Raw genomic sequence first — 14,630 nt, 5'->3', positions numbered from 1 at the left:
CGTGGGAACCGATACGGCGGGCCCGGCACGGTCACCGAACCCCCCGGCCGCCGTATACCGGGGGGCGCGGACAGTGGAACGTATCTGCATATCAACCGAAGGGGCCGTCCTCGCGCACCGCAGCGCCACAGTCACGCTACGCTCACGGGAATCCAGCCATTCGTACCTCTCCCTTCACGTCACAGCAGAACGGCTCAAGACGACGAATGCCCCAGCACACCTCCGGGTCCGATCGCGCGGCGGCGCCACCCGCGGCGCGCGGCCCCGTGCGCCCTCCCGCTCCCTCGACCCTCGATGAGCTGTGGCGGTCGTACAAGGCTTCGGGCGACGAGCGGCTGCGGGAGCAGCTGATCCTCCACTACTCGCCCCTCGTGAAGTACGTGGCGGGCCGGGTCAGCGTCGGCCTGCCGCCCAATGTCGAGCAGGCGGACTTCGTGTCCTCCGGGGTCTTCGGACTCATCGACGCCATCGAGAAGTTCGACCCCACGCGGGAGATCAAGTTCGAGACCTACGCCATCACCCGCATCCGCGGGGCGATGATCGACGAGCTGCGGGCGCTGGACTGGATCCCGCGCTCGGTCCGCCAGAAGGCCCGGGCCGTCGAGCGCGCGTACGCCACCCTGGAGGCGGCGCTGCGGCGCACGCCCTCCGAGACCGAGGTGGCGGCCGAGATGGGCATCGCCGTCGAGGAACTGCACGCGGTCTTCAGCCAGTTGTCGCTGGCCAACGTGGTGGCGCTGGAGGACCTGCTGCACGTCGGCGTGGACGGCGGCGAGCGGCTGAGCCTGATGGACACCCTGGAGGACACCGCCGCGGACGACCCGGTGGAGGTCGCCGAGGACCGCGAGCTGCGCAGGCTGCTGGCCCGCGCCATCAACACCCTCCCCGAGCGGGAGAAGACCGTGGTCACCCTCTACTACTACGAGGGCCTCACGCTCGCCGAGATCGGCCATGTGCTCGGCGTCACGGAGAGCCGGGTCAGCCAGATCCACACCAAGTCCGTGCTTCAGCTGAGGGCGAAGCTCGCGGACATCGGGCGCTGACGGCGTGGGAAACCTCCCACCAGCGTCGTCCCGGTCAAGGGATATCCGTAAAGTGGAGCCGTGCCCAGGATTCGAGCGGCCTCAGTGGCCGAGCACCGGACTATGCAGCGCGACGCCCTGCTGGACGCTGCCCGCTCCCTGCTGTCCGAAGGCGGTACGGAGGCGTTGACCTTCCCCGCGCTGGCCGAGCGCACCGGCCTGGCCCGGTCCTCGGTCTATGAGTACTTCCGCTCGCGCGCGGCCGTGGTCGAGGAGCTGTGCGCCGTCGACTTCCCCGTCTGGGCGGCGGAGGTCGAGGCTGCCATGGAGCGGGAGGACACGCCCGAGGCGAAGATCGAGGCGTATGTGCGACGGCAGCTCGCGCTCGTCGGCGACCGCCGGCACCGGGCCGTGGTCGCCATCTCCGCCGGCGAGCTCGACGCGGGCGCCCGCGAGAAGATCCGCGCCGCCCACGGCGGTCTGATCGCCATGGTCGTCGAGGCCCTCGTCGGCGTCGGTCACGACCAGCCCCGGCTGGCGGCCATGCTCCTCCAGGGCGTCGTGGACGCCGCCGTCCGCCGTATCGAGCTCGGCGCGGCCGAGGAACCGGACCGGATCACCGAGGCGGCCGTCGCCATGGCCCTGCGCGGGGTCCGCGGCTGACACCGCCCGCGCGAACGTCCCCAGCGGGCCGGTCAGCGGCAGCAACCGGGACGGCGGCCGGCGCAGCATCCACGGCGGCAGCAGGCTCAAGGGGTCGAGGTAGGTCCCGCCCCGGAGCAGCCCCCAGTGCAGACACCCCGCCGGACAGTGGGAGAGCCCCGCCTGGAGGCTGCCGACCGCGGTCCCGGCGGACACGGCGTCGCCCTTCCGCACCGAAGCCCGCACCGGCTCATAGGTGATGCGCAGCGGTGGCTCACCGCTCCCCGCCAGCTCGACGGCGACCACGCCGCGCCCGGCGACGGTGCCCGCGAAGGACACCGTCCCCGGGGCGGCCGCCCGGACGGTCTGGCCCGCTCGGGCGTCGAGATCCACGCCGCGGTGCCCCGAGGCCCAGGGAACCGGTGGCGGATCCCATGCCCGGACGACCGCCGGCCGAGGTCCGCGGACCCCGCTCACGGGCCATGAGCGATCGCCCGCGACGCTGCCCGGCTCCGGCGGGAGCCTGGCGACGGAGGCGCTCACGGCAGGGATCCCTGGGGCCTGCGTGAATCCAGTGACGGCTGCGATGCATGCGATGACCAGCGTTAACGCACGGAGAGTGACCGCCCGTACCGGTCGGCCGGGCGGCCGGAAAGGGCGGCTCGGACCGCTTCGGAGGGACCGTGGGAGACGCGGGGCGGAGGTCATGGCAGCACCGTCGCGCACTCCGCCGATCCGCGGGGATCTTGTCCGTGACCGGTGGACTACTCGCGGGTTGTGGACAACGCCGTCACCCGGGCCTTCCCCGGTCCCGTACACTTCTCATGGCGATCCGGGTGACCGGATCGACTTCGCACGCCCCGCTACCGGCGCGTCAGTCCCTTTCGGGCAGCCCGGTGGCCGTGTCACTCGGTCCGCGGACGGTTCCTCGCAAAGGCACCTACCGCGGCGGACACGTCGGGGCGTCAGGAGCGGCGGCCGCCCGGCCGCCGTGGAACCGAGTAATTCAAGGAGCGCGGCCATGGCCGTCGTCACGATGCGGGAGCTGCTGGAGAGCGGCGTCCACTTCGGTCACCAGACCCGTCGTTGGAACCCGAAGATGAAGCGTTTCATCTTCACGGAGCGCAACGGCATCTACATCATCGACCTGCTCCAGTCGCTGTCGTACATCGACCGCGCCTACGAGTTCGTCAAGGAGACCGTCGCGCACGGTGGCTCCATCATGTTCGTCGGTACGAAGAAGCAGGCCCAGGAGGCCATCGCCGAGCAGGCGACGCGCGTCGGCATGCCCTACGTCAACCAGCGCTGGCTGGGCGGCATGCTCACCAACTTCTCGACCGTCTACAAGCGCCTCCAGCGCCTCAAGGAGCTCGAGCTCATCGACTTCGAGGATGTGGCCGCCTCCGGCCTCACCAAGAAGGAGCTGCTCGTCCTCTCCCGTGAGAAGAGCAAGCTGGAGAAGACCCTCGGCGGTATCCGCGAGATGCAGAAGGTGCCCAGCGCCGTCTGGATCGTGGACACCAAGAAGGAGCACATCGCCGTCGGTGAGGCGCGCAAGCTGCGCATCCCGGTCGTCGCGATCCTCGACACCAACTGCGACCCCGACGAGGTCGACTACAAGATCCCGGGCAACGACGACGCGATCCGCTCCGTCACCCTGCTGACCCGCGTGATCGCCGACGCCGTCGCCGAGGGCCTCATCGCCCGTTCCGGTGCCGCCACCGGTGACGCCAAGGCCGACAAGGCCGCCGGCGAGCCGCTCGCCGAGTGGGAGCGCGACCTGCTCGAGGGCGAGAAGAAGGCCGACGACGAGGCCGAGAAGCCCGCCGAGGCCCCGGCCGAGGCTCCGGCGGCCGACGCCGAGCAGGCCTGACACCTCAGTCCCGGTAGTTGAACGGCGGGGGTCGGCGCGAGCAGCGCCGCCCCCCGCCGTGCACCCGTAGTCAACGACTTTCGAGAGAGATTCACCATGGCGAACTTCACCGCCGCTGACGTCAAGAAGCTCCGTGAGCTCACCGGCGCCGGCATGATGGACTGCAAGAAGGCGCTGGACGAGGCTGCCGGCGACCTGGAGAAGGCCGTCGAGATCGTCCGCGTCAAGGGTCTGAAGGGTGTGGCCAAGCGCGAGAGCCGCACCACCGAGAACGGCGCCGTCGTCACCTCCATCGCCGACGACAACACCTCCGGTGTCATCGTCGAGCTGAAGTGCGAGACGGACTTCGTCGCCAAGGGTGACAAGTTCATCACCGTCGCCGACGCTCTGGCCGCCCACATCGCCAAGAGCGCCCCGGCCGACCTCGAGGCGCTCATGGCGTCCGAGATCGAGGCCGGCAAGACCGTCCAGGCGTTCGTGGACGAGGCCAACGCCACCCTCGGCGAGAAGATCGTCGTGGACCGCTTCGCGCAGTTCGCCGACGGCAAGGTCTACTCCTACATGCACCGCACCGCCGCGGACCTGCCCCCGCAGGTCGGCGTGCTGGTCGAGCTGGACAAGGAGAACGCCGAGGTCGCCAAGGACGTCGCGCAGCACATCGCCGCCTTCGCGCCGAAGTTCCTGACCCGTGACGCCATCCCGGCCGACGTCGTCGAGAACGAGCGCCGCGTCGCCGAGGCCACCGCTCGCGAGGAGGGCAAGCCCGAGGCCGCCCTGCCGAAGATCGTCGAGGGTCGCGTCACCGGCTTCTTCAAGGAGCAGGTCCTGCTGGACCAGCCCTTCGCGAAGGACAACAAGAAGACCGTCCAGAAGATTCTGGACGAGGCCGGTGTCGCGCTGAAGCGCTTCGCGCGCATCCGCGTCGGCGCCTGAGCCTGTAGCAGGGCAGCGATTGACCTGCGACCCGCTAGGGTCGTATGCAGCCGGCCCGTCACCGGTCGGCCGCTGATGTGACGAGGAGGCCATTGCCGCAGAGGGATCTGATAAGGACCCGTCCGGCAATGGCCTTCTTCGTATGTGCACGAGGAGATCTCCAATGAATCAGGGTGCGGACGCCCGGCAGACCGCCGACGACAAGAGCGACGACCACGGCAAACGCCGCCGGTTTATGCTGAAACTGTCCGGCGAGGCATTCGCCGGCGGCGGGGGCCTCGGTGTCGACCCCGATGTCGTGCACGCGATCGCCCGCGAGATCGCGGCGGTCGTCCGCGACGGGTACGAGATCGCCGTCGTGATCGGCGGCGGCAACTTCTTCCGCGGCGCCGAGCTCCAGCAGCGCGGCATGGACCGGGCCCGGTCGGACTACATGGGCATGCTCGGCACCGTCATGAACTGCCTCGCCCTCCAGGACTTCCTGGTCAAGGAAGGCATCGAGACGCGGGTGCAGACCGGCATCACCATGGGCCAGGTCGCCGAGCCGTTCATCCCGCTGCGCGCGGTACGCCACCTGGAGAAGGGCCGCGTCGTCATCTTCGGCGCGGGCATGGGCATGCCCTACTTCTCCACCGACACCACCGCCGCCCAGCGCGCCCTGGAGATCCACGCCGAGGCGATCCTGATGGGCAAGAACGGCGTCGACGGGGTCTACGACTCCGACCCGAAGAAGAACCCCGACGCGGTGAAGTTCGACGCCCTCGAGTACGGCGAGGTGCTCTCCCGCGGCCTCAAGGTCGCCGACGCCACCGCCATCTCCCTGTGCATGGACAACAAGCTCCCGATCCTGGTCTTCGAGCTGCTGGCCGAGGGCAACATCGCCCGCGCGGTCAAGGGTGAGAAGATCGGCACGCTCGTGAGCGACGAGAGCACGCGGGCCTGACCGCCCGCACCGCCGTCCGTGGCTCTCACGCCCGATGCGGACGGCAACTCCGTGCCGTGGGAAGACCTCGGCACGGGGATGGACAACGGCCTGCCGGTCGGACACCGTGCAGGAGAAGACGCGCGCAGGGGCGAGGCTCTGCTTACTGATAACACCAGGAGCAAGTGGTGATCGAAGAGATCCTCCTCGAGGCCGAGGAGAAGATGGAGAAGGCCGTTGTGGTCGCCAAGGAGGACTTCGCGGCGATCCGCACCGGGCGTGCGCACCCGGCGATGTTCAACAAGATCGTGGCGGACTACTACGGTGCGCTGACGCCGATCAACCAGCTGGCGTCCTTCTCGGTGCCGGAGCCGCGCATGGCCGTGGTGACGCCGTTCGACAAGACCGCGCTGCGCAACATCGAGCAGGCGATCCGTGACTCGGACCTCGGCGTCAACCCGAGCAACGACGGCAACATCATCCGGGTGACGTTCCCGGAGCTGACCGAGCAGCGCCGCAGGGACTACGTCAAGGTCGCCAAGACCAAGGCCGAGGACGCCAAGGTCTCGATCCGCTCCATCCGCCGCAAGGCCAAGGACGCCCTGGACAAGCTGGTCAAGGACAAGGAGTCCGGCGAGGACGAGGTGCGCCGCGCGGAGAAGGAGCTCGACGACACCACCGCGAAGTACGTCGCGCAGGTGGACGAGCTGCTCAAGCACAAGGAAGCCGAGCTCCTCGAGGTCTGATGAACGAGACATCCTGGGGGACCCCGCAGGCAACCGCGTACTGGGGGTCCACCGACCGGGGGCCCTCCTCTGCGGCCCCCTCGGCGGGTCCTGTGCGCGAGGCGGGCGACGCGGCGCAGACTCGCCCCATGCCCATCGTGCCCGCCGCAGGCGGAGACCAGGACGACCGTGACCAGGGGGCCGCCCACCTTCGCGGCCCCCTGTTCCGCGATGAACAGGAGCCCGACATCCGGCCCCAGGACCCGCCCCCGGTGCCCGCTTCCCCGCAGGCCCCGAAGTCGGGGAAGAAGAGCGCCGGCCGCGATCTGCGGGCCGCGATAGGGGTGGGACTGGGCCTCGGCGCGGTCATCCTCGCCTCCCTGTTCATCTACAAGCCCGTCTTCCTCGGCGTCATCGTGCTCGCCGTGGTCGTCGGGCTGTGGGAGCTGACCTCCCGGCTCGCCGAGAAGAAGGCCGTCCGGGCCCCCCTGGTGCCGCTGGCGCTCGGTGGTGCCGCGATGGTCATCGCGGGCTATGTGAACGGCGCCGAGGGCGCGTGGGTGGCCATGGCCTTCACCGCGCTGGCCGTGCTCGTATGGCGCATGACGGAGCCGCCGGACGACTACCTCAAGGACGTCACGGCGGGCATCTTCGCGGCGTTCTACGTGCCCTTCCTCGCCACGTTCGTGGCGCTGATGCTGGCCGCGGACGACGGTGCGTGGCGGGTGCTGACCTTCCTGATCCTCACGGTGGTCAGCGACACCGGCGCGTACGCGGTGGGCTGGAAGTTCGGCAAGCGCAAGCTGGCGCCGCGCATCAGCCCCGGCAAGACCCGCGAGGGCCTGGTCGGCGCGGTGGTGTTCGCCATGGTGGCGGGCGCGCTGTGCATGCACTTCCTGATCGACGACGGGGCGTGGTGGCAGGGTCTGCTGCTCGGTCTCGCCGTCGCGGCCAGCGCCACGCTGGGCGACCTCGGTGAGTCCATGATCAAGCGGGATCTCGGGATCAAGGACATGGGCGCGCTGCTGCCCGGCCACGGCGGGATCATGGACCGGCTGGACTCCCTGCTGCCGACGGCTCCGGTCGTCTGGCTGCTGATGGTGGTCTTCGTCGGAGGTGGCTGACCGGGCGGGCACCCCGTCCGACCTGCTGTTTCTCGTGTTGAAGGGTTCGTCGTCCACAGGGCGGCGGGCCCTTCTTCGTATGTCTGCGACACTGGTAGGACCATGCCTGCACCTGGAGAACTCACCTTTGTCGCGCCGCGCGGGGCCAAGAAGCCCCCGCGGCACCTTGCCGATCTTTCGCCCGCCGAGCGCCGTGAGGCGGTCGCCGCGATCGGCGAGAAGCCGTTCCGCGCCAAGCAGCTGTCGCAGCACTATTTCGCGCGGTACGCGCACGACCCGGCGGCATGGACGGACATCCCGGCGGCGGCCCGCGAGAAGCTCGCGGCCGAGCTGCTGCCGGAGCTGATGAGCGTCGTCCGGCACATCTCGTGCGACGACGACACCACCCGTAAGACCCTCTGGCGGCTGCACGACGGCAAGCTGGTGGAGTCCGTGCTCATGCGCTACCCCGACCGGGTCACCATGTGCATCAGCTCCCAGGCCGGCTGCGGTATGAACTGCCCGTTCTGCGCCACCGGCCAGGCGGGCCTGGACCGCAATCTGTCGACCGCCGAGATCGTCCACCAGATCGTGGACGGCATGCGCGCGCTGCGCGACGGCGAGGTCCCGGGCGGCCCCGCCCGGCTGTCCAACATCGTCTTCATGGGCATGGGCGAGCCCCTCGCGAACTACAAGCGGGTCGTCGGCGCCATCCGCCGCCTCACCGACCCCGAGCCGGACGGCCTCGGCCTCTCCCAGCGCGGCATCACGGTCTCCACCGTCGGCCTGGTCCCGGCGATGCACCGCTTCGCCGACGAGGGCTTCAAGTGCCGCCTCGCCGTCTCGCTGCACGCGCCGGACGACGACCTGCGCGACACCCTGGTCCCCGTGAACACCCGCTGGAAGGTCCGCGAGGTCCTCGACGCCGCGTGGGAGTACGCCGAGAAGTCCGGCCGCCGGATCTCCATCGAGTACGCCCTGATCCGCGACATCAACGACCAGGCCTGGCGTGGTGACCTCCTCGGCCGGCTCCTCAAGGGCAAGCGGGTGCACGTCAACCTCATCCCGCTGAACCCGACCCCGGGCTCCAAGTGGACGGCCTCCCGCCCGGAGGACGAGCGGGCCTTCGTCGAGGCGATCGCCGCCCACGGCGTGCCGGTGACCGTCCGGGACACCCGCGGCCAGGAGATCGACGGCGCCTGCGGGCAGCTGGCTGCCACCGAGCGCTGAACACGACCCGCCGGAGGCGCACTGATACTGTGCCTTCGCACAAATGAACAATCCGACAGGGGAGCGCGCGAGCGCTGAGAGTGCGGCACAGGCCGCAGACCCTCGGACCTGATCCGGGTCATACCGGCGTAGGGAGTCAGCATCACCATGAACACCAATCTCCGGCGTGCCCTCGGGGCTGCCGTCGTCGCCGCGCTCGGTCTGCCCGTGCTGGCCGCCTGCGGCGGCTCGGGCGGCTCCGACGGGGCCGACGGCGGCAAGACCGTCACCCTCGTCTCGCACGACTCCTTCGTCGTCTCGGACGGTGTCCTGAAGGACTTCGAGAAGGAGAGCGGCTACACCGTCAAGGTGATCAAGAGCGGCGACGCCGGCTCGGCCGTCAACCAGGCGATCCTGTCCAAGAGCCACCCGCAGGGCGACGTCTTCTTCGGCGTCGACAACACCCTGCTCTCCCGGGCGCTGGACCAGGACCTCTTCACGCCCTACGAGGCCAAGGGCCTCAACCGGGTGCCGAAGAACCTCCAGGCCGACGCCGCCCGGCACCGGGTCACCCCGGTCGACACCGGCGACATCTGCGTCAACTACGACCGCGCGTACTTCGCCGACCACAAGCTGGCCCCGCCGCAGACCCTCGACGACCTGATCAAGCCGGAGTACAAGAACCTCCTCGTCACCGAGAACGCCGCCACCTCCTCGCCCGGCCTCGCCTTCCAGCTCGCCACCGTCGCCAAGTACGGCGACGACGGCTGGCAGGACTACTGGAAGAAGCTCAAGGCCAACGGCGTGGAGGTCGTGAGCGGCTGGGAGCAGGCGTACAGCGAGCGCTTCTCCGGCTCGGCCGGCGGCAAGAAGGCCAAGGGCGACAAGCCGCTGGTCGTCTCCTACGCCTCCAGCCCGCCCGCCGAGGTGATGGGCGTGAAGCCGGAGCCCAAGGAGGCCCCCACCGGGGTCGCGACGGGCACCTGCTTCCAGCAGACGGAGTTCGCCGGCCTGCTCAAGGGCGCGAAGAACACCAAGGGCGGCCAGGCCCTGATCGACTTCCTGCTGAGCAGGAAGTTCCAGGAGGACATGCCCCTCCAGATGTTCGTCCGGCCCGCCAACCAGGACGCCGCGCTGCCCGAGCTGTTCACCAAGTACGGCGTGAAGGTCACGGATCCCCACACCCTCGACCCGGAGAAGATCGCCAAGAACCGCGAGCAGTGGGTCAAGGCATGGTCCTCGATCGTCCTGAAGTAGAAGCCCTCCGGGCACCCCGCCGGCCGGACCCCCGGCCGGCGCTCCGGCAGACGGCGGTGCGGTTCGGCCTGATGGTCGTGCCGCTCGCCTTCTTCGGGGTCTTCTTCGCCTATCCCGTCACCGCCATCGTCCTCCGCGGTCTCAAGGACGGCGGCCGGTGGCACTTCGGGCGCGTGGGCGAGGTGCTCGCCGACCCGGCGATCGGCCACGTCCTGTGGTTCACCACCTGGCAGGCGGCCGCCTCCACGGCCCTGACGCTCGCCCTCGCCCTTCCCGGCGCGTACGTCTTCGCGCGCTTCGAATTCCCCGGGAAGCGGCTGCTGCGGGCGGTGGTGACCGTCCCCTTCGTGCTGCCCACCGTCGTCGTGGGATCGGCCTTCCTGGCACTCCTCGGCCGGGGCGGGCTGCTGGACGAGCTCTGGGGCGTCCGGCTGGACACCACCGTCTGGGCGATCCTGCTCGCGCACGTGTTCTTCAACTACGCCGTGGTCGTCCGGACCGTCGGCGGCCTCTGGGCACAGCTCGACCCACGCCAGGAGGAAGCCGCCCGGGTGCTGGGCGCGGGGCGGGTCGCCGCCTGGCGGCGGGTCACCCTGCCGGCCCTCGCGCCGGCCGTGGCCGCCGCGTCCCTCATGGTCTTCCTCTTCACCTTCACCTCCTTCGGCGCCGTCCAGATCCTCGGCGGCCCCCGCTACGCCACCCTGGAAGTGGAGATCTACCAGCAGACCGCCCAACTGCTGGACCTGCCGACGGCCGCGGTGCTCACGCTCGTGCAGTTCGTCGCGGTCGCCGTGCTGCTGGGGGTGCACGCCTGGACCGTGCGCCGCCGCGAGTCCGCCCTGAAGCTGGTCGACGCCGCGCACACCGCGCGCCGCCCGCGCGGTGCCGCCCAGTGGACGCTGCTGGGCGGCGTGCTCACGGTGATCGCCCTGCTGGTCCTGGTGCCGCTGGCCGTGCTCGTCCTGCGCTCCTTCGACGGGCCCGACGGCTACGGCCTGGCCTTCTACCGCGCCCTGGCCTCCGCCGGGGGCAGCGGTGGCACGTTCACCGTCGCCCCACTGGAGGCCATCGGAAACTCCCTGACGTACGCGCTGGCCGCCACCGGGATCGCCCTGGTCGTCGGCGGGCTGGCCGCCGCCGCGCTGACCCGGCGCGCGGGCCGCCTCGTCCGGGGCTTCGACGCGCTCCTGATGCTGCCGCTCGGCACCTCCGCCGTGACCGTCGGCTTCGGCTTCCTGATCACCTTGGACGAGCCGCCGCTGGACCTGCGCGCGTCCTGGATCCTGGTGCCGCTGGCGCAGGCGCTGGTGGGCGTGCCCTTCGTCGTCCGGACCATGCTGCCCGTGCTGCGCGCCGTGGACGCCCGGCTGCGCGAGGCCGCCGCGGTGCTCGGCGCGTCCCCGCTGCGCGCGTGGCGCGAGGTGGACCTGCCGCTCGTCGGCCGGGCCCTGGCGGTCGCCGCGGGCTTCGCCTTCGCGGTGTCCCTGGGGGAGTTCGGCGCGACCGTGTTCATCGCCCGCCCCGACAGCCCGACCCTGCCGGTGGCCGTGTCCCGGCTGCTGGGCCGCGCCGGTGAGCTCAATTACGGGCAGGCCATGGCCCTCAGCACGATTCTGATGCTGGTGTGCGCGGCGGCGCTGCTGGTTCTGGAGCGCATCCGCACCGACCGTTCGGGAGAGTTCTGATGTCCTTGCTGCGACTGGACGGCGTCACGGTCCGCTTCGGGGAGCGCGCCGCCCTGGACGCGGTGGACCTGGAGGTCGCCGAGCACGAGACGGTCTGTGTGCTCGGCCCGAGCGGCAGCGGCAAGTCCACGCTGCTGCGGGTCGTCGCCGGGCTCCAGCGGGCGGACGCCGGACGGGTGCTCCTCTCCGGGAACGACCAGGAGGGCGTGCCCACGCACCGGCGCGAGGTGGGCCTGATGTTCCAGGACCACCAGCTCTTCCCGCAGCGGGACGTCGGCGGCAACGTCGCCTTCGGCCTGCGCATGCGGAAGGCGGGCCGCGCCGAGACGGAGCGCCGGGTGACGGAGCTGCTGGAGCTGGTGGGGCTGCCGGGTGCCGGGCGGCGCGCCGTCGCGGCGCTGTCCGGCGGTGAGCAGCAGCGGGTGGCGCTCGCGCGCGCCCTCGCGCCCCGCCCCCGGCTGCTGATGCTCGACGAGCCGCTCGGCCAGCTCGACCGCGGTCTGCGCGAGCGGCTGGTGGTGGAGCTGCGCGAGCTCTTCGGCCGGCTGGGAACCACGGTGCTGGCCGTCACCCACGACCAGGGCGAGGCGTTCGCGCTCGCCGACCGGGTGGTGGTGATGCGCGACGGGCGCATAGCCCAGGCGGGCACGCCCCTGGAGGTGTGGCAGCGGCCGGCGTCGGAGTTCGTGGCCCGCTTCCTCGGCTTCGACAACGTCGTCGCGGCGCGGGTGAGCGGCGGGAGCGCGGACACGGTGTGGGGCAGGATCCCGGTGCCCGCCGGCACACCGGAGGGCGAGCGCCGGCTGCTCGTACGGCCTGCGGGTGTGCTGCTGGTGCCGGACGGAGGGGAAGCCGGCGGGCTGCCGTGCACGGTGACCGGCCGGACGTTCCGGGGCGACCATGTCGTGGTGCTGCTGAGTCCCTCCGACGGGCCGCAGCTGGAGGCTGCGTGCGGCCTGCGGGGCGCGCCCGACGTGGGGGACCGGGTGGGCGTCACGTTCGACGCCGGCGAGGTCGTGGTGCTGGACGGTCCCTGAGGGGAACGGGAACGGGCCCGTCGCCCTGTCCACGAGGGACGGGGCGGCGGGCCCGTTCGTACGCGCGCCGGGCGTCAGCCCGTGGCGGTCGGTTCGAGTCTCTTCGCCTCCGGCTCGGCCGCCGGTGCCCCCTCGGGCTCGCCGAACCAGGCGACCGCCACCGCTCCCGCCACGGCCAGCAGGAAGCCGAGGATCGCCATCCAGGCGAAGCCGGCCCGGGAGGTGTCGCCGAGCCACACCACGCCGATGATGCCGGGCAGCACCGTCTCACCGACGACGAGCGCGGCGGTGGCGCCGTTGACCGAGCCGATCTGGAGGGCGACGGTGTGCAGGTACATGCCGACGCTGCCGGATATGAGGATCGCGTACAGCGCAGGGTCCGCGAGCATCGTGGGCAGGTCGAACGGGTCGATGCCGTCGAGGATGCGGACACCCACGCCGATGGCGCCGAAGCCCAGGCCGGACAGCAGACCGGCCAGGATGGCGGCCTTCGACCCCAGGAAGTGGACGGCCACCCAGCCGCCGCCCATCAGCACGACGGAGATGATCAGCAGCCACCAGTGCGTGGACCGGGCGGCCTCGCCGCTGCCCTCGTGACCCGCGGCGGTCGCCAGCAGCACCAGCGCGGAGCAGACGACGCCGATCGACATCCACTCCTTCCGGGTCAGCCGGATGCCGAGGAGCTTGATGCTCAGCAGCGCGGTGACGATGAGGTTGGCGCTGATGACCGTCTGGGAGAGGAAGAGCGGCAGCATCCGGGCGGCCAGGGCGCCGAGGGCGAAGCCGACGAAGTCCAGGACCGTACCGACCATGAACTCCCAGGTCACCGCGGCCTTGGCGGTGGACGAGAGGCTCGGCCCGCCGTGCTGGGTGGTGCCCGTGGTGGAGGCCGCCGCGGCTTCCCGGCGGGCCGATTTGCGCGATCCCACGGCTTGCAGGACCGAACCTGTTCCGTAACAGGCCGAGGCCGCGACAGCCGTCAGAAGGCCGATGATCACCAATAGCTCCGTTCGCCTGATAAACCGTCGTGCTCCAAAGCCAGACGCGGTTTTCGGCGCGGAAGTTGCCTTGGGTCAAGAAAAGGTCAAAAACTTGGTGCCGGCCGGTCAGCCGCCGAGGTGCCCCGCCAGCCGGGTCAGCACCGCCGGCACCTCTTCGACGGTGTCCACCAGCGCGATCCGCCCGGCCATCGGCCTCCCCCTGGCCAGGGCCGTGAGGAGCGGCCAGGCGGGCAGGACGGACGTCCAGTGCTCACGCCCCACGAGGACCATCGGCCTCGCCTGCCCCCGGGACCCGTAGAAGTTGGGGGTGGCGTTGCCGAAGATCTCCTGGAGGGTCCCGGCGGCGCCCGGAAGGAAGATCACCCCGGCGTCGGCGCGGGCGAGGAGACCGTCCTCGCGGAGGGCGTTGGCGAAGTACTTCGCGATGTGCCCGGCGAAGGCGTTGGACGGCTCGTGCCCGTAGAACCAGGTGGGGATGCCCACCGAGGGCCCGCCGTCGGGCCGCGTCGCCCTTACGGCGAGAGCCGTGGCGGCCCAGGCGCCCACGGACGGGGTGAAGCCGGGGACGCCCCGGAGGTCCGCCAGGGCGCGGTCCAGCATGCCGTCCTCGAACGGCGCCGCGTACGCGCCGAGGTTCGCGGCCTCCATCGCGCCCGGGCCACCGCCCGTGGCGACCATCAGCCCGGAGCGCGCCAGGGCCCGGCCGAGCCGTGCCGCTGCCGCGTACTCCGGTGTGTCGCGGCGCAGGTTGTGGCCGCCCATGACGCCCACGACGCGCTCCCCGACCAGAAGCTCGTCCAGGGCGTCGGAGACCGCGTCGTCATGGATGCCGCGCAGCATCGAGGCGACGATGTCGCCGTCCGCCCTGGTGCGCTCGTACCAGCTGTACGCGAGCGCGTCGGGCGTGTTGCCGTAGCCCTTCTCCAGGCCCTCGTACAGCTCCTCGGGCCGGTAGAGCGTGCCCCGGTAGGGGTCGAAGGGCAGATGCGGCACCGGCGGGAAGACCAGCGCGCCGCCGGCCCGCACCTTCGCCGCCGCCTCCCGCTCCATCGGACAGCCGAGGAAGACCGTCCCGGAGGTGTCGGCGGCCAGCAGGGCGGGGGTACGGGCCGTCAGGTCGACGGACTGCACCCGGTATCCGGCGGGCGAGCCGGTGGCGGAGACGACCCGGTCGAACTCCTCCAGCGACTCGATCTCCTCCGTGGCACCGGCGGCCATCGG

13 protein-coding genes, 1 pseudogene and 1 riboswitch are annotated in these 14,630 nt (G+C 71.1%); of the genes and pseudogenes, 11 read left to right on the top strand and 3 right to left on the bottom strand.

Annotated elements, in window-relative coordinates; genetic code table 11:
• The first annotated feature begins 206 nt into the window (after window positions 1-206).
• Both whiG and SMD11_RS09530 read left to right on the top strand, forming a co-directional pair.
• Window positions 207-1,043: an RNA polymerase sigma factor WhiG gene (whiG, locus tag SMD11_RS09535; RefSeq protein WP_087926043.1), complete on the top strand. Its 837-nt coding sequence runs from the start codon at window positions 207-209 to the stop codon at window positions 1,041-1,043.
• Between the two features lie 102 nt (window positions 1,044-1,145).
• The gene (locus SMD11_RS09530) at window positions 1,146-1,685 is read left to right on the top strand and encodes a TetR/AcrR family transcriptional regulator (protein ID WP_199844047.1); all 540 of its coding nucleotides are present in this window, start codon (window positions 1,146-1,148) and stop codon (window positions 1,683-1,685) included.
• Window positions 1,686-1,835: 150 nt separating this feature from the next.
• On the opposite strand, the pseudogene SMD11_RS37265 reads toward SMD11_RS09530, so the two are convergent.
• Window positions 1,836-2,372, bottom strand: a pseudogene (locus SMD11_RS37265) (peptidoglycan DD-metalloendopeptidase family protein); the annotation flags it as partial.
• 313 nt (window positions 2,373-2,685) lie between these two features.
• Here SMD11_RS37265 and rpsB point away from each other — a divergent pair.
• The 9 genes from rpsB to SMD11_RS09480 all read left to right on the top strand — a co-directional run bounded on the left by rpsB (window position 2,686) and on the right by SMD11_RS09480 (window position 12,408).
• Complete coding sequence (rpsB, locus tag SMD11_RS09520) at window positions 2,686-3,537, top strand: 30S ribosomal protein S2 (protein WP_087926041.1); 852 nt, start codon at window positions 2,686-2,688, stop codon at window positions 3,535-3,537.
• 96 nt (window positions 3,538-3,633) lie between these two features.
• On the top strand, window positions 3,634-4,470 hold the full coding sequence (gene tsf, locus SMD11_RS09515) for a translation elongation factor Ts (RefSeq protein ID WP_087926040.1): 837 nt from the start codon (window positions 3,634-3,636) through the stop codon (window positions 4,468-4,470).
• Window positions 4,471-4,633: 163 nt separating this feature from the next.
• Window positions 4,634-5,413 carry a UMP kinase gene (gene pyrH / locus SMD11_RS09510; protein ID WP_087926039.1) on the top strand — a complete coding sequence of 260 codons (780 nt, stop codon included), beginning with the start codon at window positions 4,634-4,636 and terminating at the stop codon, window positions 5,411-5,413.
• Window positions 5,414-5,580: 167 nt separating this feature from the next.
• Window positions 5,581-6,138: a ribosome recycling factor gene (gene frr, locus SMD11_RS09505; RefSeq protein ID WP_087926038.1), complete on the top strand. Its 558-nt coding sequence runs from the start codon at window positions 5,581-5,583 to the stop codon at window positions 6,136-6,138.
• Window positions 6,138-7,241: a phosphatidate cytidylyltransferase gene (locus SMD11_RS09500; RefSeq protein WP_087926037.1), complete on the top strand. Its 1,104-nt coding sequence runs from the start codon at window positions 6,138-6,140 to the stop codon at window positions 7,239-7,241. Before frr ends, SMD11_RS09500 begins: the two co-directional genes overlap by 1 nt.
• Window positions 7,242-7,343: 102 nt before the next feature.
• The gene (gene rlmN / locus SMD11_RS09495; protein WP_087926036.1) at window positions 7,344-8,450 is read left to right on the top strand and encodes a 23S rRNA (adenine(2503)-C(2))-methyltransferase RlmN; all 1,107 of its coding nucleotides are present in this window, start codon (window positions 7,344-7,346) and stop codon (window positions 8,448-8,450) included.
• Window positions 8,451-8,497: 47 nt separating this feature from the next.
• A riboswitch (TPP riboswitch) is annotated at window positions 8,498-8,602 on the top strand.
• Window positions 8,598-9,686 carry a thiamine ABC transporter substrate-binding protein gene (locus SMD11_RS09490; RefSeq protein ID WP_087926035.1) on the top strand — a complete coding sequence of 363 codons (1,089 nt, stop codon included), beginning with the start codon at window positions 8,598-8,600 and terminating at the stop codon, window positions 9,684-9,686. (Overlaps the previous riboswitch by 5 nt.)
• A 71-nt stretch (window positions 9,687-9,757) precedes the next feature.
• Entirely contained in the window at window positions 9,758-11,371 is a 1,614-nt protein-coding gene (locus SMD11_RS09485) for an ABC transporter permease (protein ID WP_234366377.1), read from the top strand.
• Window positions 11,371-12,408 carry an ABC transporter ATP-binding protein gene (locus tag SMD11_RS09480; RefSeq protein ID WP_087926033.1) on the top strand — a complete coding sequence of 346 codons (1,038 nt, stop codon included), beginning with the start codon at window positions 11,371-11,373 and terminating at the stop codon, window positions 12,406-12,408. Before SMD11_RS09485 ends, SMD11_RS09480 begins: the two co-directional genes overlap by 1 nt.
• Before the next feature lie 74 nt (window positions 12,409-12,482).
• On the opposite strand, the gene SMD11_RS09475 is transcribed toward SMD11_RS09480, so the two are convergent.
• Window positions 12,483-13,406, bottom strand: coding sequence for a hypothetical protein (locus SMD11_RS09475; RefSeq protein ID WP_087926032.1), 924 nt, complete (start codon window positions 13,404-13,406; stop codon window positions 12,483-12,485).
• A 108-nt stretch (window positions 13,407-13,514) separates the two neighbouring features.
• Complete coding sequence (locus tag SMD11_RS09470; RefSeq protein WP_087926031.1) at window positions 13,515-14,627, bottom strand: LOG family protein; 1,113 nt, start codon at window positions 14,625-14,627, stop codon at window positions 13,515-13,517.
• Between the last annotated feature and the right edge of the window lie 3 nt (window positions 14,628-14,630).

The sequence above is a fragment of the Streptomyces albireticuli genome (assembly GCF_002192455.1).
Classification (GTDB): domain Bacteria; phylum Actinomycetota; class Actinomycetes; order Streptomycetales; family Streptomycetaceae; genus Streptomyces; species Streptomyces albireticuli_B.
Note: the sequence above shows the minus strand (reverse complement) of the source record. Positions and strands in the feature narration are given on the sequence as shown.

What these genes read in the sequence shown, in the direction of transcription:
- SMD11_RS09500 (WP_087926037.1), top strand. Translation starts at nt 6,138, where the DNA reads ATGAACGAGACATCCTGGGGGACCCCGCAGGCAACCGCGTACTGGGGG.
- SMD11_RS09480 (WP_087926033.1), top strand. Translation starts at nt 11,371, where the DNA reads ATGTCCTTGCTGCGACTGGACGGCGTCACGGTCCGCTTCGGGGAGCGC.
- SMD11_RS09470 (WP_087926031.1), bottom strand. Translation starts at nt 14,627, where the DNA reads ATGGCCGCCGGTGCCACGGAGGAGATCGAGTCGCTGGAGGAGTTCGAC.
- rlmN (WP_087926036.1), top strand. Translation starts at nt 7,344, where the DNA reads ATGCCTGCACCTGGAGAACTCACCTTTGTCGCGCCGCGCGGGGCCAAG.
- SMD11_RS09485 (WP_234366377.1), top strand. Translation starts at nt 9,758, where the DNA reads ATGGTCGTGCCGCTCGCCTTCTTCGGGGTCTTCTTCGCCTATCCCGTC.
- pyrH (WP_087926039.1), top strand. Translation starts at nt 4,634, where the DNA reads ATGAATCAGGGTGCGGACGCCCGGCAGACCGCCGACGACAAGAGCGAC.
- SMD11_RS09490 (WP_087926035.1), top strand. Translation starts at nt 8,598, where the DNA reads ATGAACACCAATCTCCGGCGTGCCCTCGGGGCTGCCGTCGTCGCCGCG.
- rpsB (WP_087926041.1), top strand. Translation starts at nt 2,686, where the DNA reads ATGGCCGTCGTCACGATGCGGGAGCTGCTGGAGAGCGGCGTCCACTTC.
- SMD11_RS09530 (WP_199844047.1), top strand. Translation starts at nt 1,146, where the DNA reads ATGCAGCGCGACGCCCTGCTGGACGCTGCCCGCTCCCTGCTGTCCGAA.
- tsf (WP_087926040.1), top strand. Translation starts at nt 3,634, where the DNA reads ATGGCGAACTTCACCGCCGCTGACGTCAAGAAGCTCCGTGAGCTCACC.
- whiG (WP_087926043.1), top strand. Translation starts at nt 207, where the DNA reads ATGCCCCAGCACACCTCCGGGTCCGATCGCGCGGCGGCGCCACCCGCG.